Source organism: Acrocarpospora catenulata (genome assembly GCF_018476525.1).
Classification (GTDB): Bacteria; Actinomycetota; Actinomycetes; order Streptosporangiales; family Streptosporangiaceae; genus Acrocarpospora; species Acrocarpospora catenulata.
Genome location: NZ_JAHCST010000022.1, coordinates 109,167 through 124,195, shown reverse-complemented (window position 1 = coordinate 124,195; position 15,029 = coordinate 109,167). Strand labels below are relative to the sequence as shown.

The following is a 15,029-nucleotide window of genomic DNA, read 5'->3' as shown; positions in this document are numbered from 1 at the left end:
CCTGGTTGACCTTCGGTCGGACCCGGCTCCGCCGGGAGGCTCGCCGGTGACGGTATGGCCGACCCCGAGTGCGGCCACGTGTGGCGCCACATGGTGGGCGCGTCCATGGTCGAGTTCGGCGACCGGTCCGGCTGGCGTATTGGTGCCGGGAAGTTGATGCCGTGCTTCTCCCACCCCCATACGACGTCCCGATCCGGCCTGTCGGCCACCGGCACCCGGACCGAACGCCACGCGCTCGGCGCCGTCGAGGTGCCCGCCGACCACTACTGGGGCGCGCAGACCCAGCGGTCGCTCATCCACTTCAACATCGGCGACGACCGCATGCCCAAGGCCGTCTACCACGCGTACGGATACATCAAGAAGGCGGCGGCATCGTGAACGGGCCGGCGGAGCTCGCCTGACCTTTCGGACTCGGCTCCTACCGAGATACGCCGCCTCGCCTGCCGGGGGATTGGCTGCCAGCGTCTCCGCCCTGCCCTGTGGCGCGTCACCATCACCTGCACGTCCGCCGACCTCCGGACTGTGTCGAACAGGTTGGAGAAGACATCGGGCAGCCGGACATCTGTATGGCGGCCACTGTGTGGCGGGTGGTCTTCAACTCGGTGTTGTTGGCGTCCTGCAGGATTGTCGGCCGAGTGGTGGACGACTCGATAGTCGTCGTGGGGGACATCGAGCGTCTCCTCAGCTATGGCGATGAGAGGCGACAGGCAACGGCAATCGGAAGCTTCGGTACGGGCGCGGAGGCCACCCTCCCGGCGGAGCCGGGTCCGACCGAAGGTCGAAACCAGGGTGGGTGGGAGTTCTCCGGCAATTAATCTCTCCGTGTGAGAGGCGGTAACCGCCCGGCAGGAGTTGGTTCGGTCGAAGCTATGGCCACCTTGCATCGCGAACAAGTGGCCCGCCCGCCAAGGGGCGCACGCTATGTCAGGAAGCAGGGGCGGCCAGACGGGCGGGCCACGGTTTCACGTGAAACATCGCGTCTACGGAGCGGGCGGTATTCCGGGGAAGTGGGTGGTCGTGGATGACCGCCTGGAAGCTCGCCCGGACCGCCCGGGAGACCGTCTGCTGTCGGGGCCGAAGGGTGTGGAGAATATCGAGGCCGTGCCTTGCTTCCTCTGAGTTGTCGGTGCCCGCGGTGAGTGGGTGGGAGGACTCACGGGTTCAGGGGAGATGTGTGGTGGGTCGGTGTGGCGGGGAGGTGGGTCGGTGGTTTCGGGTGGGGTGGTGTTTCACGTGAAACCGTTGTTGTGGGGGAGCGGGTGTTAGCGGAGGGATAGGAGGTCGGTGATGAGGGTGTCTACGTCGTCGGGGGTTGTGTCGAAAGAGGTGACCAGGCGGATGACGCTGGTTGGGCGGTGCCAGATGGAGAAGAGTTGGCGGGTCTGTAGTTCCGTGAGGGCCTTTTCCGTGAGGATGGGGAAGACCGCGTTGGACTGGACGGGGTAGCGCAGTGGCCATACCCCGGCGATGCCGTCCGCCAGGCGGTGGGCCATCGCGTTCGCGTGGACGGCGTTGCGGTGCCAGAGGTCGTTCTGGAGGAGCGCGGTCAGCTGGGCTGCCACGAAGCGCATCTTGGACGCCAGTTGCATCCCCTGCTTTCGGAGGAAGAGCGCGGCGGGGTCCAGTTCTGGCCGGAGGATGACGAGCGCCTCTGCCGCCAGTGCTCCGTTCTTGGTTCCGCCGAAGCTCAGCACGTCGACTCCCGCGTCGGTGGTGAGCGCCCGCAGCGAGGATCCCGCTTCCGCCGCCGCATTGGCCAGCCGGGCCCCGTCCATGTGGAGGTAGAGCCCGTGCGCATGCGCGACCTCCCCCAGCGCCGCCACCTCATCGGCGGTGTAGAGCGTGCCGCACTCGGTCACCTGCGAGATGGAGACCACCCGCGGCTGGCTGTGGTGCTCGTTACCGAGCGCCTCCAACTGCCCGAGCACGTGCTCCGGCCGGAGCTTGCCGTCATCGGTCTCCACCGTGAGCAGCTTGGTGCCCAGCACCCGCTCGGCCGCCCCCGCCTCGTGGCCGTTGATGTGCGCGCTGGCCGCGCAGATCACACCGTCGAACGCGCGGAGCATCAGCCCAAGACCGACCACGTTGGCCCCGCTCCCGTTGAACATCGCGTACGCGGTGGCCTGCTCCCCGAACGCCTCCCGGAAGGCGTCCTCCATCTCCCGCGTCCACCGGTCGGCACCATACGCCACCGCATCCCCGACGTTGGCCGCCACAATGGCCGCCATCACCTCTGGATGCACCCCAGCATGATTGTCACTGCCGAAACTCTTCTTCTCAGTAATCACGCGCCCCAGCGTATTTCTCCCCGGCAACTCCTTCGCCCAGCAACCCTTCCCCCAACTCTCCCGGCTCGGGCGCACCGGTAGCCGGACAGGCAATCTCCATCGCCCGAGCTGAAGGCATCGGGGCAATCGCCGCACCGTTAGTCGTATGCCCGGCTTGGTCGCGCTGGTGTCTGGACTGACGGAGGGCCGGGAGCGCAGCGACCAGAACAGCGGAGGAGGGAAGACACCGGCTCCCAGCGGCCAAGCCCGCCGCGCCAGAGGCGCGGCCATGTCACAGCCAAGGGCGCCGATCCGAAGAACGGTCAGTGTCACAGCCAAGCCCGCCGCGCCGGAGGCGCGACCATAGACACAGTCACGACCGCGTGGCGGCGATCTCCAGAAGCCTCCTGCACAGTGCGCCCAGATCCCGTCCGGCCGCCTCGGCGGCCATCGGTAGGAGGGAGGTCTCCGTCATCCCGGGGGCCACGTTCACCTCCAGGAAGTACGGCCGGCCGGTAGCGTCCACGATCAGGTCGGTCCGTGAGATGTCCCGCAGCCCAAGCGCCGAATGCGCGGCCACCGCCATCGCCGCACACGCCTGGGTCGCCTCGAAGCTGAGCCGGGCGGGAGCGAAGAACTCGGTGTGCCCGGCGGTGTACCGGGCGGCATAGTCGTACACCCCACCGTCCGGCACGATCTCCACCGGCGGCAGCGCGACCGGCCCCTCCCCCAGATCCACCACCGAGACGGCCACCTCAACCCCCTCGATGTAGGTCTCGATCAATGCCGTGTCCCCGTACGCGAAACACCCGACCATCGCAGCCGGCAGCTCCTCGGCGGAGCGCACCACGGAGGCGCCCAGCGCCGACCCGCCCCGGGAGGGCTTCACGAACAGCGGCAGCCCAAGGAAGTCCAGAATCCGCGCCAGCACCGCCGAGGCCCCCAGATCGTGGAAGGTCTCCTTCGGCAACGCCACCGAGTCGGGCGTGTTCAACCCCCAGGAGCGCACCACAGCCTTGGCGGTCGGCTTGTCGAAGGCCACCCGGCAGGCGTCCGGCGCCGCCCCCACGTACGGCACGCCGAGCAACTCCAGCACCGACCGGATGGCGCCGTCCTCCCCCGCGCCACCGTGCAACGTCACAAAGGCGGCGTCCGGGGGATCGGCCAGCACGGACGGGACCAACGAGGAATCGGTGTCCCGGGTCTCCACGTCGATCCCCGCCGCACGGAGCACCTCGGCGACCCGGCGCCCGGACCGGATGGAGACCTCCCGCTCGTACGACAGGCCGCCCGCCAACACCAGGACGTGTCCGAGATCGCTCATCTCCACCAGGCCTTTCGGATCGCAAGTACGGCTAGCCCGAACAGGCTAGCCGTACCCGATCTCAGGCGAGGTCCGGACCCGGAGTGTCCACCCCGGCGTGGCCGGGCGGCACGCCGGTGCCGAACATCTCGCGGGTGCGGAGCTCTTCCTCGATGACCCCGGCCAGCCGGCGCACGCCCTCCCGGATGCGTTCCGGCTCCGGGTAGCAGTAGGACAGGCGCATCTGCCGAGCGCCGCTGCCGTCGGCGAAGAACCCGGTTCCCGGCACGTACGCCACCCGCTTGTCCACCGCCTGGGGCAGCATCGCCTTGGAGTCCAGCCCTTCCGGCAGGGTCATCCAGACGAAGAACCCGCCCTGCGGGCGGGTCCAGCTGCAGCCGGGCGGCATCAGCACGTCGAGCGCGCCGAGCAGCGCGTCCCGCCGTTCCCGGTAGAGCTCACGGAAGATCTTGATCTGCTCCCGCCACGGCTGGGTGGCCAGGAACTGCCCGACCGCCAGCTGGGTGAAGGTGGAGTGGGAGAGCACCGCCGACTCCATCGCCAGCACCAGTTTCTCCCGCACCGCGTGCGGGGCCAGCGCCCAGCCGACCCGGAAGCCCGGGGCCAGCGTCTTGGAGAAGGAACCGAGGTAGACCACCCCGTCCGCGTCGTCGGCCCGCAGCGCCCGCAGCGGCTCCCCGCCGAACCCGAGCAGCCCGTACGGATTGTCCTCCACGATGAGGATCCCGGCCCGCTGGCAGATCTCCAGCACCTGGCGGCGGCGCACCTCGTTGAGGGTGACCCCGGCCGGGTTCTGGAAGGTCGGGATGGTGTACAGGAACTTGATCCGGTTCCCGGCGGAGCGCAGCGCGTAGATCGTCTGGGCCAGCGACTCCGGGATGAGGCCCTGGTCGTCCATCGCGATGTGCACGACCCTGGCCTGGTAGGCGGCGAACGTGCCGAGCGCCCCCACGTACGACGGGCCTTCGGCGAGCACGATGTCGCCGGGGTCCACGAAGATCCGCGTGATCAGGTCGAGCGCCTGCTGCGAGCCGACCGTGACGACCACGTCGTTGGCGCCCGCCTCGATGCCCTCCTCGCGCATGACCTCGCAGATCTGCTCGCGGAGCGCGGGATCCCCCTGACCCGAGCCGTACTGCAGCGCCTCCGGGCCTCGCCGGTTGACCAGCTCGGCGACCAGTTCGCCCACCACGTCCAGCGGCAGCGCGGTCACGTACGGCATGCCGCCCGCCAGGGAAACCACCTCGGGCCTGGACGCGACGGCGAAAAGAGCTCGAACCTCGGAGGCCACCATCCCGGTAGCTCGCGCCGCGTATCGATCCACATAGGCATCGATGCGCGACCCCTGCGTCGCGGGCGCTCGACCGTGATCCGTCTCTTCCGTCACGGTCCACCTCCGTTCGTCAGCCGGAAATCCAGAGTAAGGCAGCGAACCGGACACCCCATACCCCGGTATCACGATGAGAGAAATGCCAATGTGACCGCTCGTTGTGCCGGGGGCGCGGCCAATGTCACTACTAGTAATATTCTGCTGGGGGCGGCGTGATCGGGCGGCCCTCCCTCTTCGCTCACGAGGGGCTCACAAGGGGCTGCGCTTACGAGGGGCATCAAGTGTCGCGTCGGCTGGCGAGTATTACCCTGGACAACCTTGATGATCTGCCGCGCCGGTGCAGGCGGTGCGTGTTCTGGGAACTTGATCCGGTCAGCGGGGATCGGGCGGCCCAGGCGGGGGATCCGGCGCTGGAGAAGGAGGCCTGGATCTCGGCGACCCTGCTGGAGTGGGGGAGCTGCGGGAAGATCGCCTACGTGGACGGGGTGGCGGCCGGCTTCGTGCTCTACGCGCCTCCGCTGTACGTGCCGCGTTCGGTGGCTTTCCCGACCTCGCCGGTGAGTTCGGACGCGGTGCTGCTGATGACGGCGCACATCGTCCCCGAGTTTTCCGGGGGTGGTTTGGGGCGCATGCTCGTTCAGGGGGTGGCCAAGGATCTGACCCGGCGGGGAGTGCGCGCGATTGAGGCGTTCGGGGATCTGAAATGGGAGCAGCCCGGGTGCATGGCTCCGGCGGATTATCTACTTTCGGTGGGGTTTAAGACAATTCGTCCGCATTTGCGGTTTCCGCGGCTTCGGCTGGAACTGAAGACGGCCGTCTCCTGGCGTGAGGACGTCGAGGTGGCCCTGGAGCGCCTGCTGGGGTCTATGAGCCCCGAGCGAGCTCTGCGGCCCGTCTGAGCTATCTCAGAGCCGTACAGCGCCGTCTGCGAGTCAGACAACCCGGCGAAAGCAAACGAAAGCCCCCTCGCGGGGAGGGGGCTTCGGTGGGGTGGGCCGCCGGTAGGCGGAGGTACGGCGCGGGCGCCGCAGGGGGATCTAGATGATCCCGTCGAGCTCGCGGAGCAGCATCGCCTTCGGCTTGGCGCCGATGATCTGCTTCACGACCTCGCCACCCTTGTAGACGTTCAAGGTCGGAATCTGGAGTACGCCGTAGTCGCGCGGAGTGGCCGGGTTCTCGTCGATGTTGAGCTTGACCACGGTCAGCTTGTCCGCGTGCTCCTTGGCGATCTCTTCGAGGATGGGGGCGACCTGACGGCACGGCCCGCACCACTCGGCCCAGAAGTCCACGATGACGGGCTTCTCGCTCTTCAGAACCTCAGTCCCGAAATCCGCGTCGGTCACGCTCTTGATGGCGCCCACTGTTGTCTCCTTGGTCTCGGTGATGTGGTGTAACCACGGACCCGCGCCCCGCATTCCGCGGGCGGGTCAGCCGTCGAGGTCGGCCAGCCAGCGCTCGGCGTCGATGGAGGCGGAGCAGCCGGTCCCGGCGGCGGTGATCGCCTGCCGGTAGATGTGGTCCACCACGTCGCCACAGGCGAAGACGCCGTCCAGGTTGGTTCGGGTGGTCGGCGCGGCGACCTTGATGTAGCCCTGGTCGTCCAGGTCGACCTGGCCCTTGACCAGCTCCACCCGGGGGTCGTGGCCGATCGCGATGAACAGGCCGGTGATCGCCAGCTCGCTCTCCGCGCCGGTCGTCACGTCCCGCACCTGGATGCCGCTGACCTTCTTGTCGCCGAGCACGTCCACCACCTCGCTGTTCCAGAGGAAGCGGATCTTGTCGTTGGCAAAGGCGCGGTCCTGCATGATCTTGCTGGCCCGGAGCTCGTCGCGCCGGTGGATCACGGTCACCGACCGGGCGAACCTGGTCAGGAAGGTGGCCTCCTCCATGGCGGTGTCGCCGCCGCCGACCACCGCGATGTCCTGGTCGCGGAAGAAGAACCCGTCACAGGTGGCACACCAGGAGACGCCGTGCCCGGAGAGCCGCTTCTCGTTCTCCAGGCCGAGCTCCCGGTAGCCGGAGCCGGTGGCCAGGATGACGGCCCGCGCGTAGTAGGTGTCGGTGTGCGTCTTGATCACCTTGGGCGTGGCGGCCAGGTCCACCTCGACCACGTCGTCGGCGACCAGCTCGGCGCCGAAACGCTCGGCCTGCTTGCGCAGGTTGTCCATGAGGTCGGGCCCGATGATGCCGTCGGGGAAGCCGGGAAAGTTCTCCACATCGGTGGTGTTCATCAGCGCGCCGCCGGCCGTGACCGAGCCCTCGAACACGAGCGGCCGAAGGTCCGCGCGGGCCGAGTAGATCGCCGCCGTGTAGCCGGCGGGGCCCGACCCAATGATGATCACGTTACGGACGTCGCTCAACGCCTTTCCCTCCTGTTGAAGCCAGCTGCGTCAACAGATCCTATGGGCCGCGCATTCCCGGTACTCAGCACACGCCACGGCAATCAACTTGCCCCGGCAATCATCCGCGAGGCCGCGCCGGGACGGTGCGGCGGGAGCGTGGCGACCAGAGCGGAGGAGGGAAGACACAGGCTCAAGGCGGCCGAGCCCGCCGCGCCGGAGGCGCGGCCAATGTCACAGCCTAGTTCCAGGTGGCCAGGCCGTCTGGGCGGAGTTCGCCGCATTCGTCGTCCACCACGACCACCCGTACGCGGTTGAGGCTGCGGTCCTCCCAGAAGGCCATGACCGTGGCCTCGTTGCCGTTGTACAGCGCCCGGTCCACCGCTATCGGCGCCCGGTCCAGCTCGTTGGACTTGGCCTGCACGCAGGCGTCCAGCTGCTCGTCGCTGTTGCTCCCGGTCCCCGGCTCAGGCCCGAAGTACCCGAGCAGCGGCCCGTCCAGCTCACGGGAGGTGTAGTTGTGCCCACTCGCCCGCACGGTGTAGACCTGCGCCCGCTGCGGGCTGCGATCCGGCGTGCCCACGCCGACCTGCGGCTCGGCCACCGTGCCCAGCGGCGACGCCACGAAGCTGGACAGCAACCCGGCCACCCCCACCACGGCGGCGGCCGCGGCGACCGAGGCGGCCGGCACCAGCCAGCCCAACCGGCGACGGCGGCGCTCCGGGACGGCGACCGTCCCGTCCTCCCGCACGACACCGAGAGAAACCGGGGTAGACAGCACCGGGGCGGGCGGCGCGAGCTCGGCCAGCGCCCGGTCGATACGCATCGTGACCCCGAGCGGCATGGCCGGCACCGGCACCGCCGCGAGCACCTCGCGAACCGCGGCCAGATCGGCCAGGCTCTCCCCGCAGGGGTCGCAGACGGCCAGATGGCGCCGCACGTCGGCGGCGACCACGTCGTCCAGCACCCCCTCCGCGAGTTCGGCGAGGATCTCCAGATCGTAGTGCGTGTCACCCGTCACGAAGTTCTGCTCCCTTCGCGGATGAGACGCGAGTGAGGTCGGATCGGTTCCGCAGATGGGCAAGAATTGGGGCAAGTTTCGCACGACCGCGCGCGCACCTGCTCTTCACCGTCCCGGCCGGCACCTCCAGCACGGCGGCGGCGTCCTCCACCGAGTAGCCCATCATGTCCACCAGCACCAGGGCCGCCCGCTGGTCGGCGGGCAGCAGCTTGAGCGCCGCGGTGACCTCCAGGGACACCTCGCGCTCCGCTGTCTGGTCGGGCAGCTGGGCGTCCCGCTCGGCGGCCTCCAGCAGCTCGTCGTCGGCCACCGGCCGGACCGACTTGCGGCGCATCCGGTCCAGGCAGGCGTTGACCACGATCCGGTGCAGCCAGGTGGTGACCGCCGCGTCCCCCCGGAAGCTGGCCGCCTTCCGGTAGGCGGACACGAACGCGTCCTGTACGGCGTCCGCCGCCTCGTCCGGGTCGCCGAGCGTGCGCAGGGCCACCGCCCACATCCGGTCCCGATGACGCCTGACCAGCTCGCTGAAAGCCTGCGGGTCGCCGTCCAGGTGCCGGGCGATCAGGTCGGCGTCCGGCACCCCCGGCCGAGCACCGGCCGGATCTTGGTTGTCTGGGGGAGAGCTCACTGGATCGCCGATCCCGGGGGTTTCAGGTGAAAGATGGTGCCACCATACTTCCCTGTCGGGGCAGCGAGTCGCGTAAAACAGTTCAAAACGGCCTACTCCTGCGTCGCGACGATCTCCATGTCGAGCACCATCCCCCGGTACCTGTTCTGGTACGGCGGCAGCTCGGTGAACCAGATCAGCAGGTAGCGGCCGCGTGTGGTGCCCGGCAGGTCGAACGCCACCTTACCCATGGCCTGCTTGCTGCCGGCCGCCGTGGTGAGCGCCTCAGGCTCGGGGGAGTTGCCCACCTTGAGCTCGGCCGCGCCGCCGGGCACGTCGCCGAAGTCCACGGTGACCCGGCGCACCGGGACCTCCTTGCCGAGGTCCACCAGCAGGCCGACGCCCTTCTTCAGCCCGCCGAACTTGGCCGAACCGTAGGACTCGGTGTGCCAGTCGGTCCCGTAGGACCCGTCGATGGCGTTGGGGGCCAGCTCGTTGCGCTCCTCCCCGTCGCCGAGCGGGTCGAAGCCGCTGGCGCTGGACGGGGTGACCGTGACGGTCTTGGGCGGCTCCCCCGCCGAGGAGGAGGGCGCGCTGGGGGTGGCCCCCGGCGTCTCGGTGCCCAGGCTCTTGCCGAGCGTCCAGGCGCCCACCCCGACCACGGCCATCACCAGCACCACCACCAGGGTGACCAGGAAGCGGCTGAACAGCCCGGGGTTGCGGCGCGGCGGGGGGAGCGGCGCCAGGACCTGGCGCACGCCGAGCGTGTCGGTGCCCTCGCTGCGCAGTTCCACCGAGGGCGGCACGGCGGCGGCCGGGGCGGGCACCGGGCGGGGCACCTCGGCCAGCGCCTCGGCCACCTCGGCGGGCGTGCGGAGCGGGGTCAGCCCGCGCCGGATGCCCAGGATGCGGCAGGCGATGGTGTCCAGGTAGCCGGGCACCCCGGCGGTGACCTGGCGGGGCGTGCACGGCTGGTCGTCGTCCAGCGGCGCGGCCGGCAGCCCGCAGTCCTCCTCGCCTGGCCAGTGGCCGGTCAGCGCCGCGTAGAGCAACCGGCCCAGGCCCTCGGCGTCGGCCTGCTCGGCCGCCTCGGGGCTGTCGGCCGTGCGGCCCAGGATCGCGGCGTCCACGGCCACGCCGAGCAGCTTCACGGTGCTTCCCGCGGTCCACACCAGCCGCGCGGGGACCAGGTCCAGGTGGGCCAGGCCGGCCTCGTGCGCGTGCGCCAGCGCCTCGGCCGCCTCGGCGACCAGCAGCGCGCCGCGCTCCGGCTCCATCGGCCCGGCGGCCAGCAGGTCGAGCAGCGACTCCCCCGAGACCCACTCGCTGACCACGTAGGCCGTGCCGTCCTCGTCGGCGGCGTCGAAGACCTGGGTGAGCCGGGGGTCGTTGAGGCGGCTGGCGGCCCTGGCGGCCCGGACCACCTCGGACTCGCGGTCGAAGTCGGGGCTGAAGGTGTGCACGGCCACCGGCCGGGCCAGGATCTCGTCGATGGCCTTCCACAGGGTCGCCCCGCCGGACTCGCTGACCCGGTCCTCCAGCCGGAACCGGTCGGCGAGGCGGGTGCCGGGCTCGACGGCGGACATGCTCACCAGAGATCCCCCGAGGCCCAGAGGTCACCCGAGACGAGATCACCGGAACGGAGCGGCGGCCGACGCCACGTGCATCCGCCCACGCCTTCTCGCCTCCGCTCGCCGGTACCGCCCTGGCCGATCCCAGCCGATTCTCAGCCGGTTTTACCTCTGCCGCACCATGCTAGTGCCGTGTCGTGCCCACTCGTCTTCCCGAACCTGGTCCCAGGGCGGGAGATCCAGGCCGGGATTTCGTTAGCGTCCTACCCGTCTCGTGACCATTCCAATGATGGAACCCACCTCATTGATCCGCAGCCACTGCGCGACCAGCAGGTAGACCAGTCCGGCGAGCCCGCCGCCGACCGCCAGCACCGCCGCCGAACTGATCGCGGTGATCGGCGTCAGCCGTACCGCGCCCCACAGCACCAGGAGGGCGACCAGCGCGGCCGGGATGGCGGCCAGGAGCATCCGGGACAGGCCGGAGAGCACCAGCCGCCCGCCGAGCCCGCCGACCCGGCGGCTGGCCAGCAACCAGGTGAGCGCCGCCCCCACCAGGTACGTCACGGTGAACGACCCCGCCAGCCCCATCACCACCATCTCCGGCGGCAGGATCAGGTAGAGCGTCACCCCGATGGCCGCGTTGACCAGCATGTTCACCCCGGCGATCAGCGCGGGCGTGCGGGTGTCCCCGAAGCTGTAGAACACCCTGAGCAGCAGCTGGAAGATGGAGAACGGCACCAGGGCCACCCCGAACACCTGGAGCACGTGCCCGATGTAGAGGGCCTGCTCGGTGGAGACCGCCCCGCGTCCGAAGATCAGCACGGTCACCGAGGGGCCCAGCACCATCAGCAGCAGCCCGGCCGGGATGATCACGGCAGAGACGGTCCGGACCGCCGAGGCGAACTCCGCCCGGGCCGAATCCAGCTCCCCGTCGGTCACGAACCGGCTCAACCGCGGCAGCATCGCCGTGATCACCGACACCGCGATGATCCCGTACGGCAACTGGAACAGCTGGAACGCGTACGAGTACGGCGTGAGCCCCCGCCCGTCCACCCCCGCCGCCGCGGCCTCGGTGCCGGCGCCGGTGGCCAGCCGGGTGGTCACCACGAAACCGACCTGGTTGATCGCCACGAAGACCAGCGTCCAGACCGCCAGCCGGCCCAGCTCCCCCAGCCCGGCGTTCCAGATGTCGAACCGGGGCCGAAAGCGGAACCCGGCCCGGATCAACGCGATCACCAGCACGATGGACTGGGCCACGATCCCGGCCGTGGTGCCCAGGCCGAGCAGCAGCAGCTCCCCCTGGGTGACCAGGTCCACCTCGTGGGTGCCGTTCCTGAGCAGGTAGGCGGTCCCCACCCCGATCACGACCAGGTTGTTCAGCACCGGCGCCCACATCGGCGCCGCGAACCGGTCCCGGGTGTTGAGGATCGCCCCGGCCACCGCGCCGATCCCGAAGAAGGCGATCTGCGGCAGGATGAACCGGGCCAGGGTGACCGCCGCCGCCAGCCCGTTGGGCGCCAGGTCGTCGGCGTACAGCTGGACCAGCGGCTTGGCGAACACCACGGCCAGCACCGCGACCAGGGTCAGCGCGACGGTGGCGGCGGTGAGCAGCCGCTGCTCGTACTTGCGCCCGCCGTCCGGGTCGTGCTTCTGGTGCCGCACGATGGCCGGCACCACGACACTGCTCAGCACCCCGCCGATCAGCAGGTCGAACAGCACGAACGGGATCGTGTACGCGACGTTGTAGGCGTCACCCAGCACCGCCACGCCGATCGCGGACGCGAGAATCGCGGTCCGTAGAAAGCCGGTCAGCCGCGACACCAGCGTCCCGGCGGCCATGATCGCGCTGGCTCGCAGCATACGGCTCATCTGACTCCCAATCGAAAGAACCGCGCGGGGCGAGATCCGAGGCTACTACCTACGCCTCCTGCGGCTCCCGCTGCTCATGGACGGCGGCGGGGCGGACGCGGGTGCGGACCGCGCGGCGGCGCATGATCCGCATCACCACGGCGGCGAGCATGATGACCACCGCCGCGCCGACGATCACCAGGGCGATCCCGGTGTAGCCGGTGGCCGACACGGCGAGCCGGGCCGGTTTGCCGAAGGCGCGGCCGTCCGCGGTGAGCAGCTGCACGGTGAGCGCCGCCTGTCCGCCGTCGCCCACCACGGTCACGGGGACGTCGAAGGACTGGGTCTTGCCCTGGGCCACCTCGGCGGCTTCGGTGATGTACACGCCACCCTCCACCGCGAGCAGGTCGGGATCGGTGGATTTGACCCGGAGCGCGACCTGCACGTCCTCGTTCATCCCGTTCTGCACGGAGACCGGGATGCGCCCGTTGGTGCCCGCCACCGAACGGCGATTCTCCGGTTTGACCACCGAGACCAGCTGGACCCGCTCGTCCACCGCCTGGTCCACCCGCTGCGCGAAGGCCGCCGCGTCCCCGTCCCCCCGCCAGGAGGCCGAGGCCAGCCGCATCACGGCGGTATTGAAGATCTTGGCACCGCTGGCCGGGACCAGCGCCGCCACGTCCGCCTTCCTGGACAGCTTCCGCACCGTGGTCATGTACGACTTGGGCAGCTCGGCCTCCCGCGCCTGCGGCGGATAGACCAGGTCGGTCCGGGGCGTGCGGCCCGGCTGCACCGAGTCGAGGGTGATCGGCCGCAGCCAGGGCACCGTGGTGAGCAGCCCGCCGACGAAGTCGGGGTCGGGGTTCCAGAGCCGGTCGGGCGGGGCGAGGATCACGGTGGCGGGGCGCTTGCGCGGCTGGGTCAGCGCCAGCAGCGCGGTCTCGGCCAGGAAGCGCTGCCGGGCCGCCAGCTCGGCCCCCGGCACCGTCGTGTCGGTGGCGAGCAGCCGCCCCAGCACGGGGTCGGCCAGCTGCGCGGTGAGCTCCCCGCGCACGGTGTCCACCGCCGCCGCCGGCACCGCCGCGGTGGCGTCGGCCGGGTTGGCCGGGGGCAGCGCCGAGCCGTCCAGCAGCACCGTCCTGGTGCCGTTGACCGACAGCTCGTCCAGCGCGTCCCTGTCGATCAGGCCGCCGGTCGGCCAGACCGTGGTCGCCGGGATCTGCCGCTTGAGCAGGCGGCTGGCGACCGACGACCCCTGCGCCAGCGCCTGGCCGGTGGTGTCGTCGAGCCCGTTGTGCACCAGCGCGGCCACGTCCGGATCCGCGTACGGCATGGCCACGACGGGATTGTTGGCCAGTGCGTCGCGCAGCGAGCTCAGCCAGCCGCCGGCGGCCTGGCTGTCCCCCGGCTTGGCGCGGGCGTTGTTGATCACCCGGTGTTCGCGGGAGAGCCGGTCGGCGTCGTCCAGCAGGGCCGGGTCGACGAACCAGGTGGCGTTCTGGTCCACCTTCTCGGCCACCGCCAGCAGGTTGTTCAGGCGGCCGTCGCCGAGCAGGTCCTCGTCCATGAAGGTCGCGTCGTCGGCGCGGCGCTGCCGGTCCACCAGGGGCAGCGCGACCGCCACCCGGGTCCGGGAGAGCTCGGTGCCGGCGGGCAGGTAGGGGATGAAGGTGCGTTCGACCGCGATCTGATGCTCCACCGTCCCGTCCACCACCTCGATCACCAGCGGGTACACGCCCGCCCCCGCGAACCTCAGCTGGGCGGGGGTGACGGTGAGCGAGAAGCTCAGCTTGCCGTTGGCGTCCAGCGGGGTGGCCTGGATCCTGGTGTCGTACCCGTTGGTCGCGGGAAGCTGGCCGGTGGCGTACGCCTCCAGGTCGGCGCGGGTCTGGAAGGGGCGGGCGATGGCGTACCTGAGCCGGATCCGGATCGTGCTGCCCGGGGTTCCGGTGACCACGCCGGAGATCGTGATGGGGGTGGTCGGCTCCCTGGGCGTCTCCGGCGTGAGCTCCTCCACCACCAGCGGGTCGTCCACGACCGCGATGGCGCTGGCCGGGGGAGCCGCGATGGCCAGGCCCGGCGCGAGGAACCAGGCGGCGATCAGAGCGGATACCAGGCGACGCACGCCCTGAATGCTATAGGTCTCCGGCGGCTCCCGGCCGTCAGCTGTGACCGCCGAGCTCCACGGGCTTGGCCACGACCAGAGCGAACAGGTGGACGGCGCGGAGCCGGAGCGCGGTGCGGCGCTCCCCCGTGGCGGTGTGCACCAGCTCGTCCGGATCCAGGCCGTCGATCAGCCGCTGGTCGATCAGCACGTTCAGCCGGTCCGGCAGCAGCAGCGGGCCGACCAGGCCGGCCGCGTAGTCGGTGGAGGAGTTGATCAAGAAGTCGGTGGCGGGGCGCACCCGCTCCGCCCCCATCGCCTCGGCGATCCGGCTCAGGCGCGGCGGCATGGCGATGGACCCGATCACGGCCACCGGTTCCCGTGCCGACCGGAGGGTGGCCTCGAAGACGTTCACCCCGACGCAGGCCCGCGCGGGCACGCCCAGCACCCTGGGGAGGTCGGCGGCGGAGGCCAGGGCGCGCGGAAGCCGTACGATCTCATGGTGGATCTGATGGGCGAGGAGCCAGCGGTGGATCGCGAGGGCGTCCTGCATTGTCTGTGCTCCTTCATCGTGCCCCCGACAGATCTGCCACTGAACGTAACCTGGTGATCGCCAAA

General features: G+C 70.3%; 13 protein-coding genes. 2 read left to right on the top strand and 11 right to left on the bottom strand.

Features of this window, described 5'->3' with window-relative positions; genetic code table 11:
- Window positions 1-54 precede the first annotated feature (54 nt).
- Window positions 55-378, top strand: coding sequence for a hypothetical protein (locus KIP79_RS23355; protein WP_214107026.1), 324 nt, complete (start codon window positions 55-57; stop codon window positions 376-378).
- A gap of 884 nt (window positions 379-1,262) precedes the next feature.
- Here KIP79_RS23355 and KIP79_RS23350 read toward each other — a convergent pair.
- From KIP79_RS23350 to KIP79_RS23340, 3 genes are all read right to left on the bottom strand, one after another.
- Window positions 1,263-2,288, bottom strand: coding sequence for a threonine aldolase family protein (locus tag KIP79_RS23350; RefSeq protein ID WP_308169849.1), 1,026 nt, complete (start codon window positions 2,286-2,288; stop codon window positions 1,263-1,265).
- Window positions 2,289-2,640: 352 nt separating this feature from the next.
- Window positions 2,641-3,591 (bottom strand): D-alanine--D-alanine ligase family protein, encoded by a 951-nt coding sequence (locus tag KIP79_RS23345; RefSeq protein ID WP_214107024.1) that lies wholly within the window; start codon window positions 3,589-3,591, stop codon window positions 2,641-2,643.
- Between the two features lie 61 nt (window positions 3,592-3,652).
- Window positions 3,653-4,885: an aminotransferase-like domain-containing protein gene (locus tag KIP79_RS23340; RefSeq protein ID WP_214107039.1), complete on the bottom strand. Its 1,233-nt coding sequence runs from the start codon at window positions 4,883-4,885 to the stop codon at window positions 3,653-3,655.
- Between the two features lie 317 nt (window positions 4,886-5,202).
- Here KIP79_RS23340 and KIP79_RS23335 point away from each other — a divergent pair, with 317 nt between their 5' ends.
- Window positions 5,203-5,820, top strand: coding sequence for a GNAT family N-acetyltransferase (locus KIP79_RS23335; RefSeq protein WP_214107023.1), 618 nt, complete (start codon window positions 5,203-5,205; stop codon window positions 5,818-5,820).
- Window positions 5,821-5,958: 138 nt separating this feature from the next.
- On the opposite strand, the gene trxA is transcribed toward KIP79_RS23335, so the two are convergent.
- From trxA to KIP79_RS23295, 8 genes are all read right to left on the bottom strand, one after another.
- Window positions 5,959-6,282, bottom strand: a complete 324-nt coding sequence (gene trxA / locus KIP79_RS23330) for a thioredoxin (RefSeq protein WP_308169848.1) — start codon at window positions 6,280-6,282, stop codon at window positions 5,959-5,961.
- Between the two features lie 66 nt (window positions 6,283-6,348).
- On the bottom strand, window positions 6,349-7,281 hold the full coding sequence (gene trxB, locus KIP79_RS23325; RefSeq protein ID WP_214107022.1) for a thioredoxin-disulfide reductase: 933 nt from the start codon (window positions 7,279-7,281) through the stop codon (window positions 6,349-6,351).
- A gap of 220 nt (window positions 7,282-7,501) precedes the next feature.
- Window positions 7,502-8,281 (bottom strand): RsmA family anti-sigma factor, encoded by a 780-nt coding sequence (locus KIP79_RS23320; RefSeq protein ID WP_214107021.1) that lies wholly within the window; start codon window positions 8,279-8,281, stop codon window positions 7,502-7,504.
- A complete protein-coding gene (gene sigM / locus KIP79_RS23315; RefSeq protein WP_214107020.1) occupies window positions 8,271-8,909 on the bottom strand; it encodes an RNA polymerase sigma factor SigM in 639 nt (212 codons plus the stop codon). The genes KIP79_RS23320 and sigM overlap by 11 nt, the downstream gene beginning before the upstream one ends.
- Window positions 8,910-9,001: 92 nt before the next feature.
- Window positions 9,002-10,474 (bottom strand): protein kinase family protein, encoded by a 1,473-nt coding sequence (locus KIP79_RS23310; protein WP_250213702.1) that lies wholly within the window; start codon window positions 10,472-10,474, stop codon window positions 9,002-9,004.
- Window positions 10,475-10,714: 240 nt separating this feature from the next.
- A complete protein-coding gene (gene murJ / locus KIP79_RS23305; RefSeq protein ID WP_214107018.1) occupies window positions 10,715-12,328 on the bottom strand; it encodes a murein biosynthesis integral membrane protein MurJ in 1,614 nt (537 codons plus the stop codon).
- A 49-nt stretch (window positions 12,329-12,377) separates the two neighbouring features.
- On the bottom strand, window positions 12,378-14,432 hold the full coding sequence (locus tag KIP79_RS23300; protein WP_214107017.1) for a DUF6049 family protein: 2,055 nt from the start codon (window positions 14,430-14,432) through the stop codon (window positions 12,378-12,380).
- 37 nt (window positions 14,433-14,469) lie between these two features.
- Window positions 14,470-14,964 (bottom strand): aminoacyl-tRNA deacylase, encoded by a 495-nt coding sequence (locus tag KIP79_RS23295; protein ID WP_214107016.1) that lies wholly within the window; start codon window positions 14,962-14,964, stop codon window positions 14,470-14,472.
- Window positions 14,965-15,029: the final 65 nt, after the last annotated feature.

Excerpts from the sequence above, each read along its gene's own strand:
- KIP79_RS23340 (WP_214107039.1), bottom strand. The coding sequence starts at position 4,885 with ATGGTGGCCTCCGAGGTTCGAGCTCTTTTCGCCGTCGCGTCCAGGCCC.
- murJ (WP_214107018.1), bottom strand. The coding sequence starts at position 12,328 with ATGAGCCGTATGCTGCGAGCCAGCGCGATCATGGCCGCCGGGACGCTG.
- KIP79_RS23295 (WP_214107016.1), bottom strand. The coding sequence starts at position 14,964 with ATGCAGGACGCCCTCGCGATCCACCGCTGGCTCCTCGCCCATCAGATC.
- KIP79_RS23345 (WP_214107024.1), bottom strand. The coding sequence starts at position 3,591 with ATGAGCGATCTCGGACACGTCCTGGTGTTGGCGGGCGGCCTGTCGTAC.
- KIP79_RS23310 (WP_250213702.1), bottom strand. The coding sequence starts at position 10,474 with ATGTCCGCCGTCGAGCCCGGCACCCGCCTCGCCGACCGGTTCCGGCTG.
- KIP79_RS23355 (WP_214107026.1), top strand. The coding sequence starts at position 55 with ATGGCCGACCCCGAGTGCGGCCACGTGTGGCGCCACATGGTGGGCGCG.